General features: G+C 49.3%; 17 protein-coding genes. All 17 read left to right on the top strand.

Annotated features, from left to right (window positions below; translation table 11 throughout):
* Window positions 1-84: 84 nt before the first annotated feature.
* The 17 genes from ABNN70_RS03630 (at window position 85) to pth (ending at window position 14,551) form a co-directional block, all read left to right on the top strand.
* Window positions 85-822 carry a tRNA1(Val) (adenine(37)-N6)-methyltransferase gene (locus ABNN70_RS03630; RefSeq protein ID WP_353948773.1) on the top strand — a complete coding sequence of 246 codons (738 nt, stop codon included), beginning with the start codon at window positions 85-87 and terminating at the stop codon, window positions 820-822.
* Window positions 819-1,106 (top strand): GIY-YIG nuclease family protein, encoded by a 288-nt coding sequence (locus ABNN70_RS03625; RefSeq protein ID WP_353948772.1) that lies wholly within the window; start codon window positions 819-821, stop codon window positions 1,104-1,106. The genes ABNN70_RS03630 and ABNN70_RS03625 overlap by 4 nt, the downstream gene beginning before the upstream one ends.
* Window positions 1,072-1,968, top strand: coding sequence for a 16S rRNA (cytidine(1402)-2'-O)-methyltransferase (rsmI, locus tag ABNN70_RS03620; RefSeq protein WP_353948771.1), 897 nt, complete (start codon window positions 1,072-1,074; stop codon window positions 1,966-1,968). Before ABNN70_RS03625 ends, rsmI begins: the two co-directional genes overlap by 35 nt.
* A 113-nt stretch (window positions 1,969-2,081) precedes the next feature.
* Window positions 2,082-4,076, top strand: a complete 1,995-nt coding sequence (gene metG, locus ABNN70_RS03615) for a methionine--tRNA ligase (protein ID WP_353948770.1) — start codon at window positions 2,082-2,084, stop codon at window positions 4,074-4,076.
* A 133-nt stretch (window positions 4,077-4,209) separates the two neighbouring features.
* Entirely contained in the window at window positions 4,210-4,989 is a 780-nt protein-coding gene (locus ABNN70_RS03610; protein ID WP_353948769.1) for a TatD family hydrolase, read from the top strand.
* Between the two features lie 18 nt (window positions 4,990-5,007).
* Window positions 5,008-5,559, top strand: a complete 552-nt coding sequence (gene rnmV / locus ABNN70_RS03605; RefSeq protein WP_129929953.1) for a ribonuclease M5 — start codon at window positions 5,008-5,010, stop codon at window positions 5,557-5,559.
* Between the two features lie 4 nt (window positions 5,560-5,563).
* Complete coding sequence (gene rsmA, locus ABNN70_RS03600; RefSeq protein ID WP_129929954.1) at window positions 5,564-6,439, top strand: 16S rRNA (adenine(1518)-N(6)/adenine(1519)-N(6))-dimethyltransferase RsmA; 876 nt, start codon at window positions 5,564-5,566, stop codon at window positions 6,437-6,439.
* A gap of 153 nt (window positions 6,440-6,592) precedes the next feature.
* Window positions 6,593-7,456 (top strand): sporulation peptidase YabG, encoded by an 864-nt coding sequence (gene yabG, locus ABNN70_RS03595; RefSeq protein ID WP_129929982.1) that lies wholly within the window; start codon window positions 6,593-6,595, stop codon window positions 7,454-7,456.
* A 192-nt stretch (window positions 7,457-7,648) separates the two neighbouring features.
* Window positions 7,649-7,903 (top strand): Veg family protein, encoded by a 255-nt coding sequence (locus ABNN70_RS03590; RefSeq protein ID WP_129929955.1) that lies wholly within the window; start codon window positions 7,649-7,651, stop codon window positions 7,901-7,903.
* Window positions 7,904-8,107: 204 nt separating this feature from the next.
* On the top strand, window positions 8,108-8,293 hold the full coding sequence (locus tag ABNN70_RS03585) for a small, acid-soluble spore protein, alpha/beta type (RefSeq protein WP_129929956.1): 186 nt from the start codon (window positions 8,108-8,110) through the stop codon (window positions 8,291-8,293).
* A gap of 100 nt (window positions 8,294-8,393) precedes the next feature.
* Entirely contained in the window at window positions 8,394-9,260 is an 867-nt protein-coding gene (ispE, locus tag ABNN70_RS03580; RefSeq protein ID WP_129929957.1) for a 4-(cytidine 5'-diphospho)-2-C-methyl-D-erythritol kinase, read from the top strand.
* 54 nt (window positions 9,261-9,314) lie between these two features.
* Window positions 9,315-10,163, top strand: coding sequence for a pur operon repressor (purR, locus tag ABNN70_RS03575; RefSeq protein ID WP_129929958.1), 849 nt, complete (start codon window positions 9,315-9,317; stop codon window positions 10,161-10,163).
* Between the two features lie 139 nt (window positions 10,164-10,302).
* A complete protein-coding gene (spoVG, locus tag ABNN70_RS03570; protein WP_129929959.1) occupies window positions 10,303-10,593 on the top strand; it encodes a septation regulator SpoVG in 291 nt (96 codons plus the stop codon).
* A 190-nt stretch (window positions 10,594-10,783) separates the two neighbouring features.
* A complete protein-coding gene (gene glmU, locus ABNN70_RS03565; protein ID WP_129929983.1) occupies window positions 10,784-12,163 on the top strand; it encodes a bifunctional UDP-N-acetylglucosamine diphosphorylase/glucosamine-1-phosphate N-acetyltransferase GlmU in 1,380 nt (459 codons plus the stop codon).
* 18 nt (window positions 12,164-12,181) lie between these two features.
* On the top strand, window positions 12,182-13,132 hold the full coding sequence (locus tag ABNN70_RS03560; RefSeq protein ID WP_129929960.1) for a ribose-phosphate diphosphokinase: 951 nt from the start codon (window positions 12,182-12,184) through the stop codon (window positions 13,130-13,132).
* 101 nt (window positions 13,133-13,233) lie between these two features.
* Window positions 13,234-13,848: a 50S ribosomal protein L25 gene (locus ABNN70_RS03555; RefSeq protein ID WP_129929961.1), complete on the top strand. Its 615-nt coding sequence runs from the start codon at window positions 13,234-13,236 to the stop codon at window positions 13,846-13,848.
* A 115-nt stretch (window positions 13,849-13,963) separates the two neighbouring features.
* Complete coding sequence (gene pth / locus ABNN70_RS03550; protein WP_129929962.1) at window positions 13,964-14,551, top strand: aminoacyl-tRNA hydrolase; 588 nt, start codon at window positions 13,964-13,966, stop codon at window positions 14,549-14,551.
* Window positions 14,552-14,642 lie beyond the last annotated feature (91 nt).

Genomic DNA, 14,642 nt, shown 5'->3' with positions numbered 1-14,642 from the left:
TTTCAGGCGGTTTTTTTTACCAACGGGCTTTAATTAAATAGCCTGTGACCCGTAACAAAATAATGGGAAAGAGTGAGGATCCCGATGCACAGCAAAGCCGGAAAAAAGAATGAGCGTGTGGATTTTCTGTTTCAGACCCGTCTGAAAATTATTCAATCTGATGATCTTTTTCCGTTTTCACTGGACTCCGTCCTGCTTTCCCGGTTTGTGTATGTCCCCATCCGGCAGGGCCGGCTGGTTGATCTGTGCACAGGAAATGGTGCCGTACCCTTCCTCCTTTCACAGAGGACACGAGGCCGGATTACAGGCGTTGAAATTCAGCCTGAAGTGTGTGATCTGGCTGTTCGCGGCGCGGCACTGAATTGCCTTGAAGATCAGGTTAATTTTATCTGCGGGGATGCTAAGAAACTTCCGGAAAAAATGGGCCGGCACCTCTGTGATGTCGTCACATGCAATCCCCCTTACTTTACGAAAGAAGCCGCACGGGATACGAAAATGAATCCGCATCTGGCGGTTGCGCGGCATGAGATTCTGATTACGCTCACAGATGTGGTGCGTACGGCCGCACTTCTGCTGAAACAGGGCGGAAGACTGGCGATGGTTCATCGGCCCGAACGCCTGGCTGAAATTCTATCTGTGATGCAGGAGTCAGGTATTGAACCGAAAAAGCTGCAGATGATCCATCCGCGGAAGGGCAGGCAGGCAAACATGCTGCTCATAGAAGGGACGGCAGGTGGCCGGCCGGGACTTACTGTTCTGCCACCGATCGTTGTTTACGACAGGAATGGCCACTATACAGAGGATGTGTGGCCGGAAAAATGAAGACGTACAGTGTCTATATCCTTGAATGCAGGGATGGAAGTTTTTATACAGGCTATGCAGCAGATGTGCGAAAGAGATTTGCTCTACATCTGAGCGGCAGAGGGGCCAAATATACACGCAGCCATAAACCGCTGCGCATCGTGTACGAAGAGCCCCTCCCGGATAAATCGGCTGCCATGCGCCGAGAGTGGGCGATCAAGCATCTGACGCGGCAAAAAAAAGAAGCATTAATCCGAAGGGGCGTGCAAAATGGAAGAACAGATCAGCTTTCAGACGGCTCATGAGGGGAAGGGGACGCTATATCTTGTGCCTACGCCAATTGGCAATCTTGATGATATCACGTTTCGTGCGCTTGAGATTTTGAAGACAGCTGATATTGTGGCTGCCGAAGACACGCGTAATACTATGAAGCTCTGTGCACACTTTGAGATCCATACGCCTCTTGTCAGTTATCACGAACATAATAAAAGAGCAAGCGGTGAAAAGCTGATCGCAGAACTGTTGTCCGGGAAAACCGTTGCACTGGTGACCGATGCCGGTACACCGGGTATATCTGATCCGGGAGCAGATCTTGCCGCGTCCTGTATTGGTCAGAAGATCCCGGTTGTCCCGCTCCCGGGAGCAAACGCTGCAGTCACGGGTCTGATCGCTTCCGGCCTGTCCACTGATCATTTTCTGTTCTACGGTTTTCTCCCCCGACAGAAAAAAGAGCGGACTCAGGCCCTACAGGCTCTGACCGGACTCCCGTACACGCTGGTTTTCTATGAATCGCCGCGGCGAATTCTTCATACACTTAAGGATTTGCATGAAGCGTTTGGCGATCGGAAGATTTCACTGTCGAAAGAACTGACCAAGCGGTTTGAAACCTTTTTCAGAGGGAAAATCACTGATGTGCTCAGCAGTCTTGAAGAAAAAGGGGAAGTGAAGGGTGAAGTCTGCCTGATTGTTGCAGGCGCGGAGGAAGCGCAGAAACAGACGGATGACCTGTGGTGGCGGATACTTGATGTCTCTGCACATGTCGACCATTATGTAAAGGATAAAAATATGACAGTCCGGGATGCCATTAAACAGACGGCTGTCGACCGTTCTGTGCCGAAGCGGGACGTGTACCGGATTTACCATCATATCGACGACAAAAGCGGATGACCTGTCCGGATCCGGCTTTGGCAGTATTCTTGACATTACACACAGTGAACCGTATAGTTTTTTTAGTATCTTCATTTTCGGAGGAGTGCTTTTTAAGGAGGCAGTGATGCTGTATGACTGAAAAGAAATCATTCTATTTGACGACACCGATATACTACCCAAGCGGACGATTACATATTGGCCACGCGTACACAACCGTTGCCGGTGACGCGATGTGCCGCTATAAAAGACTGCGAGGCTACGATGTAATGTTTCTGACCGGAACGGATGAACACGGTCAGAAAATCGAAGAGAAGGCAAAAGCGAAGGGCGTATCACCGATTGATTACGTGGACGGGATGGTTGCGCAGATTAAGCAGTTGTGGAAGAAGCTTGATATTTCCTATGACGATTTTATTCGCACGACTGAGCCGCGCCATACCAGGGTCGTTCAGAAGATCTTTCAGCAATTGCTGGATCAGGGCGACATCTACCTGGGTGAATATGAGGGCTGGTACAGTATTCCTGATGAAACCTATTATACCGAATCTCAGCTTGTTGATATAGAAAAGAACGACAAAGGAGAAATTATCAGCGGGAAAAGCCCGGACAGCGGTCACAAAGTTGAAAGGGTGAAAGAGGAATGCTACTTCTTTAAAATGAGCAAATATGCGGACCGGCTGCTGAAGTATTATGAAGAACATCCTGATTTTATCCAGCCGGAATCGCGGAAAAAGGAAATGATCAACAACTTCATCAAACCTGGACTGGAAGATCTGGCTGTTTCACGGACCTCCTTCTCCTGGGGAATCAAAGTTCCGAGCAATCCGAAACATGTTGTTTATGTCTGGCTGGACGCGCTGACGAATTATATTACCGCCCTCGGCTATGGATCGGACGATGAGACGAAGTTTAAGAAATTCTGGCCGGCCGATGTACATCTGGTCGGGAAAGAGATTGTTCGTTTCCATACAATTTACTGGCCGATCATTCTGATGGCGCTCGGTCTGCCCCTGCCCAAAAAGGTATTCGGGCATGGCTGGCTGCTGATGAAGGACGGGAAAATGTCAAAATCGAAAGGCAATGTCGTTGATCCGGAGCCACTGATCGACCGCTATGGACTGGATGCTCTGCGTTATTATCTGCTGCGGGAAGTGCCATTCGGCTCGGATGGACTGTTTACGCCTGAAGCATTTGTTGAACGGATTAACTTCGATCTGGCAAACGATCTGGGCAATCTGCTCAATCGGTCGGTGGCGATGGTTGAGCAGTACCGTGACGGCAAAGTGCCTGCTTATACCGGACAGGTGACACCGTTTGACGGCCCGCTGGAAAATGTGCTGGCTGATACCGTCGGGACGGTTCAGGACCAGATGGAAAATCTGCAGTTCTCCGTTGCGCTCTCGGCCATATGGAAACTGATTGGACAGACTAATAAATATATTGACAAGACGCAGCCATGGACGCTTGCCCGGGATGAGACGAAATGGGCAGATCTTGATTCTGTTCTTGCTCACCTGATCAATACCATTCGCGCGGTCTCTATACTGATTCGGCCATTCTTCACATCCACACCGGGAAAAATCTTCAGCCAGCTTGGTGTTACGGATCCCTCCGATCAGGCATGGGAGTCGCTTACTGATCCGGCTGTGAATACCGGTGACTGGCATGTCCATAAAGAAGATCCCATTTTCCCCCGTCTGGATATTGACAAGGAAGTCGCCTACATTAAATCACGGATGCGCGGAGCAGCGGGAACCAAACCGAATGGTAACAAAGAAAAGAAATCAAAAGCAGCCGCTGCAGATCAGGTTGAACTGACTGATTTTCAAAAAATCGATCTGCGTGTCGCAGAAGTACTGAAGGTTGAAAAAGTAAAGAAAGCAGACAAGCTGCTGAAACTGCAGCTTGATCTCGGCTACGAAAAGAGACAGATTGTTTCCGGACTTGCTGAATATTATCAGCCTGATGACCTGGTCGGTAAAAAGATCATCATTATTGCCAACCTGAAGCCGGTCAAACTGCGCGGCGAACTGTCACAGGGCATGCTTCTGGCCGGGGAAGGTGACGGTCAGGTGAAAGTAGCGACGGTGGCCGGATCGCTTCCGAATGGTGCGAAAATACGGTGAACAGATTAGCTGACCGAAAGGCCGGCGCTGCAGCAGATGGGAAGATGCGCGGGTGGTGCATGCTTCCCGCTTTTTTTCACTCTCGCAGGACCTTTCCCCGGAGAGGGCATAAATCAGGATGAGGAGGCTGTCCATGCTGTTTGATTCGCATACACACATAAATGACGATGCATTTAAGGAAGATCTTGATCCCGTTCTGGAGCGTGCGCATGCAGCGGGCGTCAGCCGGATGATGGTCATCGGGGTTGACCGTCCATCCATGGAACGCGTCTTTCCGATCATTGATGCTTATCCGTCGATTTACGGAGCGATAGGCTGGAATCCGGAGGACGCAGTGGATATGACTGACGATGATCTTAACTGGATCAAAGGGAAACTGGTCCATCGGAAAATAGTCGCCCTTGGTGAAATCGGCCTTGATTATCACTGGGATAAATCACCGAAAAAGGTGCAGCATACCGTGTTCCGGCGGCAGATTCGTGTTGCAAAGGAGGCCGGACTGCCGCTGATTATTCATAATCGTGAAGCGACAGAAGATACCTGGCGTATTTTAAAGGAAGAGCATGCCGAAACGACAGGCGGAGTGATGCACTGTTACAGTGATAACCTGGAATGGGCCGAGAAATTCATTGAATTAAATTTTTATATCAGCTTTGGTGGCCCACTGACCTTTAAGAACGGGGCACTGCAGCGTGAGACGGCCGCCAGAGTTCCGCTCGACCACCTGATGATTGAGACGGACTGCCCGTATCTCAGCCCGCATCCCTTTCGGGGGAAGCGGAACGAACCGGCCCGGGTCTGGCTCGTTGCTGAAAAGCTGGCGGAAATCAGAGGGCTCTCCCTCAGCGAAATCGCACAGATTACAACCGGGAATGCTGAAAAATGTTTTCATATCCCGCAATCATTGAAATGATCAGACAAGGGGAAAATGATGTTTATAAAAGAAATCATAGTTGTGGAAGGAAAGAGTGATACAACGGCCATCAACAGAGCCGTTCATGCCGATACGATTGAAACGAACGGTTCGCGCGTCAGCCGCCGGACGATTGAAACGATCAGGAACGCTCAGAAAAGGCGTGGGGTGATCGTCATGACGGATCCGGATTATCCGGGCGAACGTATTCGTAAGATCATCAGTCAGGAAGTTCCCGGCTGCAAACATGCCTTTATCACCCGGAAAGAGGGAAAGGGTGCAGAAGGCGAAAGTCTGGGTATCGAGCATGCCTCACCGGAAGCGATTCGCTCAGCACTTGCCGAAGTGCATTCCGTGATCGAAGAGCCGGAAGAACAGATTTCCATGGACCAGCTGCGTGCATACGGCCTCCTTGGCGGATCGGACTCAAGACGGCTGCGCGAGAGGCTGGGCGAGCAGTTGAAAATGGGTTATACAAATGGCAAACAGCTTTATAAACGGCTGAAGATGTTTCAGATTACGCCTGATGAACTGCAGCAGGCTATAGATGCCATAACCCGGGGAGGCTGAATCGTTGGATAAATATATTTCGTCACCGAAACGGACGGCCGATCTCATCCGGCGTCACCACCTGACGCTGAAAAAAAGTCTGGGGCAGAATTTTCTTGTTGATGAAAATATATTAAGAAAAATCGTGGCTTGTGCCCAACTTTCAAAAGATGATCTGGTTCTTGAAATCGGTCCGGGCGCCGGTGCACTGACGCAACTTCTGGCCGATGCAGCGAAAAAGGTGATTGCCGTGGAGATCGACAGGCGGCTGGAGGCGATTTTGAGCGAAACGCTGCAAAACCACAATAATGTTTCCATCCGGTACGGTGACGTGCTGAAGATGGACCTCCGGCAGCTGCTTGCCGGGGTATGTCCCCCGGGATCATCCGTAACGGTGGTTGCCAACCTGCCTTATTATGTGACGACCCCGATATTGATGAAACTGTTGTCGGACGATCTGCCGGTCAAAAGGATTGTCGTGATGATCCAGAAAGAGGTGGCCGGACGTCTGGAAGCCGATCCCGGGGCAAAAAGCTACGGATCCTTGTCAATTGCCGTTCAATATAAGGCCGATCCGAAAGTCGTGATGACTGTTCCGAAAACGGTATTTGTACCACAGCCTAATGTAGATTCTGCGGTGATCAGGCTGGATATACGCCCGAAGAAGAAGGTTGCTGTTACAGATGAAACGTTCTTTTTTAAAGTGGTCCGTGCCAGCTTTGCTCAGCGAAGAAAGACCCTGATCAATAATCTGGTGAACAATCTTTTTTCTAAAGAAAGAAAAGAGAAACTGATTCAAACCCTGGCTGATGCGGGTATTGACCCGGGGCGCCGTGGCGAATCACTCTCCATCGAGGAATTTGCCCGGTTGAGTGACGCCTTGCGGAAACACATGACGTGATTATAAAAACAGCTGCACCGGTCAGCTGTTTTTTTGCTGCCTGCGAGGCCGGGTGATCAGGAATAAACTGTAGTAAAAGGGCATAGAGTGGTACGGATGGCCCTCTTTTTTTCGGCTTGATCTGCGGATGCAGATACGAAAGTGGGGAAAAGCATAATGATTCAGACTGGCGATATAGTGGCGCGGATCTCCTATAAGTGCGATTTACTGTTTCGTGTCGTACGGATCAGTGAAGAAGCCGGGGTTGCGGAGCTGACCGGCCATGATATGCGGCTTTGTGCAGATGCGCCGATGGATGATTTGGTTCTGGTGAGCGAAGATGACCGTGAGAAGCATGAAGCAACCCTGAAGATGCGCGAAGCAGAATCGTATAAGCTGTTTCGTCAGGATTACCGACAAATGCGCATGAGGAGGGAGTATACGGCAACAAGCGGCTATCGATCAGGAAGCTCGTATTTTGAGATGCCGGGACGCGTGCTCCACATCGACGGTGATTCCTGGTACATGAGAAAATGTCTGGTGGTTTATGAAAAGCTTCGGGTTCCGGTCATCGGTAAGCATATGCCGGAGTCTGAGATGCCCGATCGGGTCCCGCAGCTTGTTGAACGGATTCGTCCGGATATCCTTGTTCTGACTGGTCACGATGCTTTTCTGAAAAACAAAGGAACCGCAGAAGAAATCAAAGCGTATCGCCATTCCGGCCATTTTGTCCGGACGGTAAAGGAAGTGCGAAGCCGTTTTTCCAGCCTTGATCAGATGATTATTTTTGCGGGAGCCTGCCAGTCCAACTTTGAGCAGTTGATTCGAGCGGGATCCAATTTTGCCAGTTCACCGGACCGGGTGAATATTCATGCGCTTGATCCGGTCTATCTGGTAGCGAAAATCAGTTTTACCTCGTTTCTTGACAGCGTAAATGTCTGGGAAGTGTTGCGCAATACCTTAACCGGCGCCGGCGGACTGGGCGGCGTGGAAAGCCGTGGTATGCTGCGGACGGGCCTGCCGTATCCCTCCGAATGATGCGGATCATGTAAAAAAATATTTTTTCCGGAATGATCTGTCAATTTAAGCGCAAGCTAATGTATGAAAAAATGGGCGGAATACATCAGCAAAATCATTGACAATAAAGATGGTTTCCTGATATAATTCAAACTATTTGCTTTCTGACGTCCATTGTGTTACACTTATAATTAAGCGAGGTGGATTGTCGAGATGGGAAAAACCATTAAAGATATCAAAGGCGCTTTAGATGAGCGTGTCGGCGAACGTTTGACCCTCAAGGCAAACGGAGGCAGGCGCAAAACGATTCATCGCATTGGTGTTCTGGAAGGTACCTATCCGTCTGTCTTTACCGTGCGTCTGGATAAAGATTCCAGTGCCTATGACCGTGTTTCTTACAGCTACACGGATGTACTGACGGACTCGGTAGAACTCACCTTTACGGGCGAGATGGCAAGCGGTCAGTAAAGAGGGCAGCTGTCTTCTCAACCTGCATGAAAGAACGTAATTTCATATGATCTGGCGGATACGCGCACACCGGATTGACCGGTGAGGCGCGTTTATGCTGCCTGCAATCCCTTTCAAGGGCATTGTATCACGTTTGACGCATAGAAGGAAGTCCCTTTGCACAATATATAGCTGCTCGACCATTGGAAAGGGGTTGTGCCGATCATGGCCAGACGGAGAGGCATCATGTCTGAGTCGTTTAAAGTAGAACTTGCTAAAGAGCTGGGTTTTTACGATACGGTCCAGAAAGAAGGATGGGGCGGCATCCGTGCCCGCGATGCGGGTAACATGGTACGGCGGGCCATTGAAAAGGCAGAACAGAACATGACTGCCGGTAAAAGCAATGATTGAGTATGAAAAGGGGTATCCGAAGGTTTGATGCGGAACCCCTTTTTCTTATACGCCGTTTCGATTATGATGAGAGTACGAAACAAAAGAGGCGGGGGAGACAGTGAAGGTACTTGAAAAAGCTCCGGCAAAAATCAATTTGTCGCTTGACGTACTCGGACAGCGGCAAGACGGTTACCATGAAGTATGCATGGTCATGGCGGCCATCGATCTGGCAGACCGTATAGAATGCGATGAGCGGACAGATGACAAGATCGTATTAGAAACCTCAGCTTCCTATGTTCCTGAGGATGAGCGGAACTTTGCTTTTCAGGCGGCGCAGATAATGAAAGAAAAATATGCAATCCACCAGGGTGTTGATCTTTTTATTCAGAAACAGATCCCTGTAGCTGCCGGTCTGGCGGGAGGAAGCAGCGATGCGGCGGCAACGATCCGGGCGCTGAACCGCCTGTGGAACATTGGCATGAGCTATGAAGATATGCTGGAGGTCGCCCGAATGATCGGGTCGGATGTCTCCTTCTGTGTCCGCGGCGGAACAGCACTGGCAACCGGACGCGGCGAGCAGATTGAGCCGTTGCCGCCACTGCCGCCCTGCTGGGTCGTTCTCGTCAAGCCGGATGTCTCTGTATCAACGGCAAAGACTTATCAGGCGTGGGACAGTCAGAAAACCGAGCATATTGATGTCATGCGTATGAAATCAGCCGTTAAAAAGGGAGATTTTGCATCGATATGTGCAGCGCTTGGCAATGCACTGGAAGCCGTCACCATGAAACAGGTCACTGAAATCGGGCGAATTAAAGAAAATATGCGTGTCATCGGCGTGGAAGGGATCCTGATGAGTGGGAGCGGTCCGACCGTTTTCGGCCTGACGCAGCATGAATCGAGAATGCAGCGCCTGGTGAACAGTATGAAAGGATATTGCTCCGAAGTCTATGCCGTCCGGCCCTGTAAACCGCTTGCTCTTGTCTAAATACGAATAATGGTGTAAAATAGCATATAAAATATTCGGATTTGGAGGGATAAAATGAAACTCAGGCGAAGCAGCAGACTGGTCGACATGACCCGTTATCTGTTGCAGCATCCTTATCAGATTGTTCCGCTATCCTGTTTTTCAGAGCGGTATGAATCTGCCAAATCCTCAATCAGTGAAGATCTGACGATTATTAAGGAAAATCTGGAATCCACCGGTGTCGGCAGACTTCATACGCTTGCCGGAGCGGCAGGCGGCGTCAGCTATATGCCCTGTATGAGTTCCGAAGAGGCAGGCCGTCTTCTGAATGGCCTGAAAAAAACAATGGCCAGTAAGGACCGGCTTTTACCCGGCGGTTATTTATATATGACAGATATACTTGGCGATCCCGGACTTGTGAATGCACTCGGGCGTCTGATTACATCGGCATTTATCAATGAACAGATTGACGTTGTCATGACAATGGAGACAAAAGGTATTCCGATTGCTTATGCCGTTGCTTCCCAGCGGAATGTGCCAGTAGTCATTGCTCGCCGCAGCAGTAAGGTGACGGAAGGGTCAACGGTAAGTATTAACTATATCTCCGGGTCGTCACGGCGGATTCAGACGATGGTGCTGCCCAGACGCAGTCTGAAGGAGGACGCCCATGTCCTGATTGTCGACGATTTTATGAAAGCCGGCGGGACAATGAAAGGCATGATCAACATGACGAAGGAATTCGGTGCGGTCGTTGCCGGTATGGCTGTCTTTGTTGAGAAAAAAGATGAGCAGACGAAGCTTGTCGATCACTATACTTCACTGCTGAAGCTTTCAATGAAGGAACCGGAGAGCTGCCCGGTTATTGAGGACGGAAATATTATGGATTCACTTGATCAATCTGAGAACCGGGTCAGGAACAGCTAAACATAACTGCAGGCTTCTTATGCGCATTCTGTGAAGTTTTCGTGTTAATTTTCTGACTGGTGCAGGATTTTTACCCTTTTCTGTTGAAATTCCTATGTAAGCGTTCCGAACTTCGAGGGAAAAGGGTGGTGTCGTTTCGATGGAAATAACAGATGTCAGACTGAGGCTGACACATACGGACGGCCGAATGAGGGCCATTGCCTCAATCACCATTGACAGAGAATTTGTTGTTCATGATATCCGGGTGATCGACGGAAATAACGGCATGTTTGTAGCCATGCCCAGCAAAAGGACGCCTGACGGTGAATTCCGGGATATTGCTCATCCGATCACCTCAGGTACACGGGAGAAAATTCAAACGGCTGTCTTGAATGAATATCGGCAGGCGTGTGCGGAAGATCCTTCGTTCCAGCAGGCCGGGGCATCATGAAAGCGTTAAATTGTATGATTTTTATGTGAGAGCCGAAAGCCGGCTCTTTTTTCATGTCAGGAAAAGAAAAAGGCCGGGTTGACCGGACAGTCAAAGAAATCCCCTGTCTCCTTGAAAATAGCAGACTTTTAAGCTATAGTCTAAAAAGGATAGATGGGTTCAGATGAGAAAGATGGAGGCTATTCACGATATGTCCAACCGATTTACGGTGATTCTGGCTGCCGGACAGGGGACCAGAATGAAGTCGAAACTAGATAAAGTGCTGCATCCGGTCTGCGGGAAACCGATGATTCGTCATGTCATTGATCAGGCGCAATCAGCCAATTTTTCGAAAATATTTGTTGTGGTAGGTCATGGGGCAGAAGAAGTCGAAAAGTGTGTCGGATCAGACGCCGAATGCGTGCTTCAGAAGGAGCAGCTCGGAACGGCGCATGCTGTACTTCAGGTATCGGAGAAACTCAGAGGGCTGGACGGGACGACCGTCGTCCTTTATGGAGATACCCCGCTGCTTACGCACAGTACAATTGAAAAACTGGTTAAGGAGCAGGAACGCGGGCATGCCGCAGCAGCTGTCCTGACAGCAAACCTGGAGAATCCGGCAGGTTATGGGCGGATTCTGCGTGACAGCACCGGCCGATTTGTCGGGATTGTTGAAGATAAGGACGCGACAGAGCGTCAGAAGCAGATTAAAGAAATCAATACTGGCATTTACAGTTTTAATAATCGTCTGTTGTTTGAACTTCTGGACAAGGTTGATAACCATAATGTTCAGAAGGAATACTATCTCCCTGATGTGATCACACTGATGACCGCACGATCGGAGAAAGTGCTGGCCGTCCGTACGGAGAACTTTGAAGAGACGGTTGGCGTAAATAATCGTGTACAGCTCGCGGAGGCTGAGCGGTACATGAGAAAAAGGATTAATCGCAGGCATATGATGGCCGGCGTCACCCTGATCGACCCTGATTCGACCTATCTGTCTGCGGACTGTTCGATTGGCCGGGATACGGTTGTTTATCCCGGAACCCTGATTTCGGGCAAGACAGAAATCGGTGAAGATTGCGTAATTGGGCCGCAGACAAGGATTCACAATTGCCGGATTGGTTCAGACACCCGTATCGATCAGTCCGTCCTTGAGGACAGTTTTGTGGGCAATCATGTACAGATCGGTCCGTTTTCTCACATCCGTCCGCTGTCGAAGCTTCACGATCAGGTAAAGGTAGGCAATTTTGTTGAAGTCAAGAAGTCTGAAATTGGCGAGAGGAGCAAGGCTTCTCATCTTACATATCTTGGAGACGCCGTTCTGGGTAAAGATGTGAATATGGGCTGCGGAACGATTACAGTTAATTATGATGGAAAAAATAAATATACGACACAGATCGGGGACGGGGCTTTTATCGGCTGCAACGCCAACCTGGTCGCTCCGGTGACTATTGGCAATGGCGCCTTTGTGGCCGCGGGCTCAACGATCACTGACTCTGTCAATGATGACGCACTTGCCATCGCCCGGTCAAGACAGACCAATAAGGAAAAATATGCCTTAAAACTGAATTACAGGTTAAATGATTAACAGGAGGGAACCATTAGCATGGGCAGCTATTTAGATCCGAATCTTAAAGTATTCAGCCTCAACTCCAACCCCGACCTTTCACAACAGATCGCGGATCATATCGGTATTGAATTGGGGAAGTGTGTGGTCACTTCATTCAGTGATGGTGAAATTCGAATCAGCATTGAAGAAAGTATTCGTGGCTGTGAAGTATACGTGATTCAATCCACGTGCGATCCTGTGAACCAGCATTTGATGGAACTTTTGATCATGATTGATGCTCTGAAACGGGCGTCCGCCAAGACGATCAACGTTGTGATCCCTTATTATGGCTACGCCAGGCAGGACCGGAAAGCCCGTGCCCGTGAGCCGATCACAGCGAAGCTCGTTGCCAATCTTCTGGAAACCGCGGGGGCAAGCCGAATTCTGACTATGGATCTTCACGCTCCCCAGATTCAGGGATTCTTTGATATTCCTGTTGATCAGCTCCTGGGTGTGCCAACTTTGTCCGAGTATTTTCTGAGTAAAAAGATTGAGGATATCGTGGTTGTTTCCCCGGATCATGGTGGCGTGACACGGGCACGCAAAATGGCGGACAGGCTTAAAGCACCAATTGCAATCATTGACAAGCGGCGTCCGCGTCCGAATGTTTCCGAAGTGATGAACATTATCGGGGATATTCAGGGTAAGACAGCGATTATTATTGATGATATTATTGATACGGCGGGTACCATTACACTGGCAGCAAACGCTCTGGTTGAGCGTGGAGCGAAAAAGGTGTATGCTTGCTGTACGCACCCTGTGTTATCAGGCCCTGCCATTGAAAGAATACAGGCATCGGCAATCAGTAAGCTGGTTGTGACCAATACGATTCCCCTGCCTGCAGAAAAACAGATAGACAAGATTGTCCAGCTATCGGTTGCCCCGCTCATCGGTGAAGCGATTATCCGCATTCATGAGAAGCTTTCGGTCAGCCGGCTGTTCAACTGACCTCTTCGATGGACACGCTGTCACGGACAGGGTGAGGCGGCTTATTGAATCAATCAGCCGAAAAAAATGCAAATTATAGATCTTGAAAGGATGTGCAAGACATGGCGACGTTAGATGCAGCCATTCGTGACGATTCGAAAAAGTCGATCACCAAAGCATTAAGAAGAGAAGGAAAAATTCCGTCGGTTGTCTACGGTAAGACGATCGACAATGAATCAATCAGCGTAAATGCAAGCGCGTTAAACAAGTTGCTGAGAAAAGAAGGCAGAAATGCGATTATTACACTGAATATTGCAGATCAGAAACCGTGCACGGTTATGGCACATGAACTGCAGTTTAATTATCTGAAAGGTAGCATTCAGCATGTTGATTTTCTGGAAATTAATGTCAATGAAACGATAGAAGCGGTGGTTCCTGTCGTCCTCAAGGGCACCGAAGCGGTTGAAGTTGGAGAAGTTGTTGTCAACCATCAGATTACCGAACTGCCTGTCCGTGCACTGCCGAATGATCTTCCGGGGGCGATTGAAGTCGATGTGTCCGGCCTTTCTGTTGGTGACAGTATCCGTATCAGTGATATTAAACCTGCAGGAAACTATACGATTGTCGGGGGCCCCGAGAAAGTTGTTGTTTCTGTTTCCTACAGCGGAAAGAATGCGAATGAAGAAGCAGAAGAAACCCCTGAGGAAGCTGCTCCTGAGGAAAATCCGGCTGAATAAAGATACAATTCCGGCATAAAATGGAAGGGGACGTAACACACACCTGGGTTACGTCTTTTTTCATACCGGACAAATAACGGACCGGCATCGTTCATCCCGAAAGAGAGGGAATAGTGTGAAAGTTATCGCCGGACTGGGTAATCCCGGTTCTGAATACGAGCATACAAGACATAACATAGGTTTTGAAGTCATAGATCAACTGGCAGCACGCTTCAGCACGAAACTGACAAAAACAAAGTTTCATGCCCTGTTTGCTAAAACAGTGATCTGTGGTGAAGATGTTCTTCTGGTTAAGCCGCTGACCTATATGAATGCTTCCGGAGAAGCAGTCGGACCGCTCCTTGGTTTCTATAAACTGACTGCAGATAATCTGCTGGTCATTCAGGATGACATGGACCTTCCTGTCGGCAGAATCAGGTTGAGGCAGAGGGGAAGTGCAGGCGGACATAATGGCATCAAATCGCTGATTCATCATCTCCATACTGAGGACTTTGCCCGGATAAAGGTCGGCATCGGGCATCCCGAACGATCACGACGGGCTGTGGTGAACTATGTACTGAACGGATTTTCAGGTGAAGAAAAAGAATGGATCGCCGCAAGCATTGAACGGGCGGCAGACGCGGCGGCAGACTGGGTGGACACCCCTTTTCAGCAGTTGATGAATAAGTATAATGCGAATAACGGGACCCGGATGGGGGAATAATACATCCTGACTTCCTCCTCATTTTTCCGGGTTTTTCCAGCTACAATGATCCAACGCTTAACCGGCGGAGGGGAGAATGTTTGCGGGAGCT

This window comes from Sporolactobacillus sp. Y61 (assembly GCF_040529185.1).
In the GTDB taxonomy this organism is placed as follows: domain Bacteria; phylum Bacillota; class Bacilli; order Bacillales; family Sporolactobacillaceae; genus Sporolactobacillus.
The sequence above is the reverse complement of the archived record's forward strand: the minus strand, read 5'-3'. Positions and strand labels throughout refer to the sequence as shown.

Coding starts and splice junctions, on each gene's coding strand:
- purR (WP_129929958.1), top strand. CDS start 9,315: ATGAAACTCAGGCGAAGCAGCAGACTGGTCGACATGACCCGTTATCTG.
- rnmV (WP_129929953.1), top strand. CDS start 5,008: ATGTTTATAAAAGAAATCATAGTTGTGGAAGGAAAGAGTGATACAACG.
- glmU (WP_129929983.1), top strand. CDS start 10,784: ATGTCCAACCGATTTACGGTGATTCTGGCTGCCGGACAGGGGACCAGA.
- ABNN70_RS03560 (WP_129929960.1), top strand. CDS start 12,182: ATGGGCAGCTATTTAGATCCGAATCTTAAAGTATTCAGCCTCAACTCC.
- ABNN70_RS03610 (WP_353948769.1), top strand. CDS start 4,210: ATGCTGTTTGATTCGCATACACACATAAATGACGATGCATTTAAGGAA.
- ABNN70_RS03590 (WP_129929955.1), top strand. CDS start 7,649: ATGGGAAAAACCATTAAAGATATCAAAGGCGCTTTAGATGAGCGTGTC.
- ABNN70_RS03555 (WP_129929961.1), top strand. CDS start 13,234: ATGGCGACGTTAGATGCAGCCATTCGTGACGATTCGAAAAAGTCGATC.
- ABNN70_RS03625 (WP_353948772.1), top strand. CDS start 819: ATGAAGACGTACAGTGTCTATATCCTTGAATGCAGGGATGGAAGTTTT.
- metG (WP_353948770.1), top strand. CDS start 2,082: ATGACTGAAAAGAAATCATTCTATTTGACGACACCGATATACTACCCA.
- rsmI (WP_353948771.1), top strand. CDS start 1,072: ATGGAAGAACAGATCAGCTTTCAGACGGCTCATGAGGGGAAGGGGACG.
- ABNN70_RS03630 (WP_353948773.1), top strand. CDS start 85: ATGCACAGCAAAGCCGGAAAAAAGAATGAGCGTGTGGATTTTCTGTTT.
- spoVG (WP_129929959.1), top strand. CDS start 10,303: ATGGAAATAACAGATGTCAGACTGAGGCTGACACATACGGACGGCCGA.
- ABNN70_RS03585 (WP_129929956.1), top strand. CDS start 8,108: ATGGCCAGACGGAGAGGCATCATGTCTGAGTCGTTTAAAGTAGAACTT.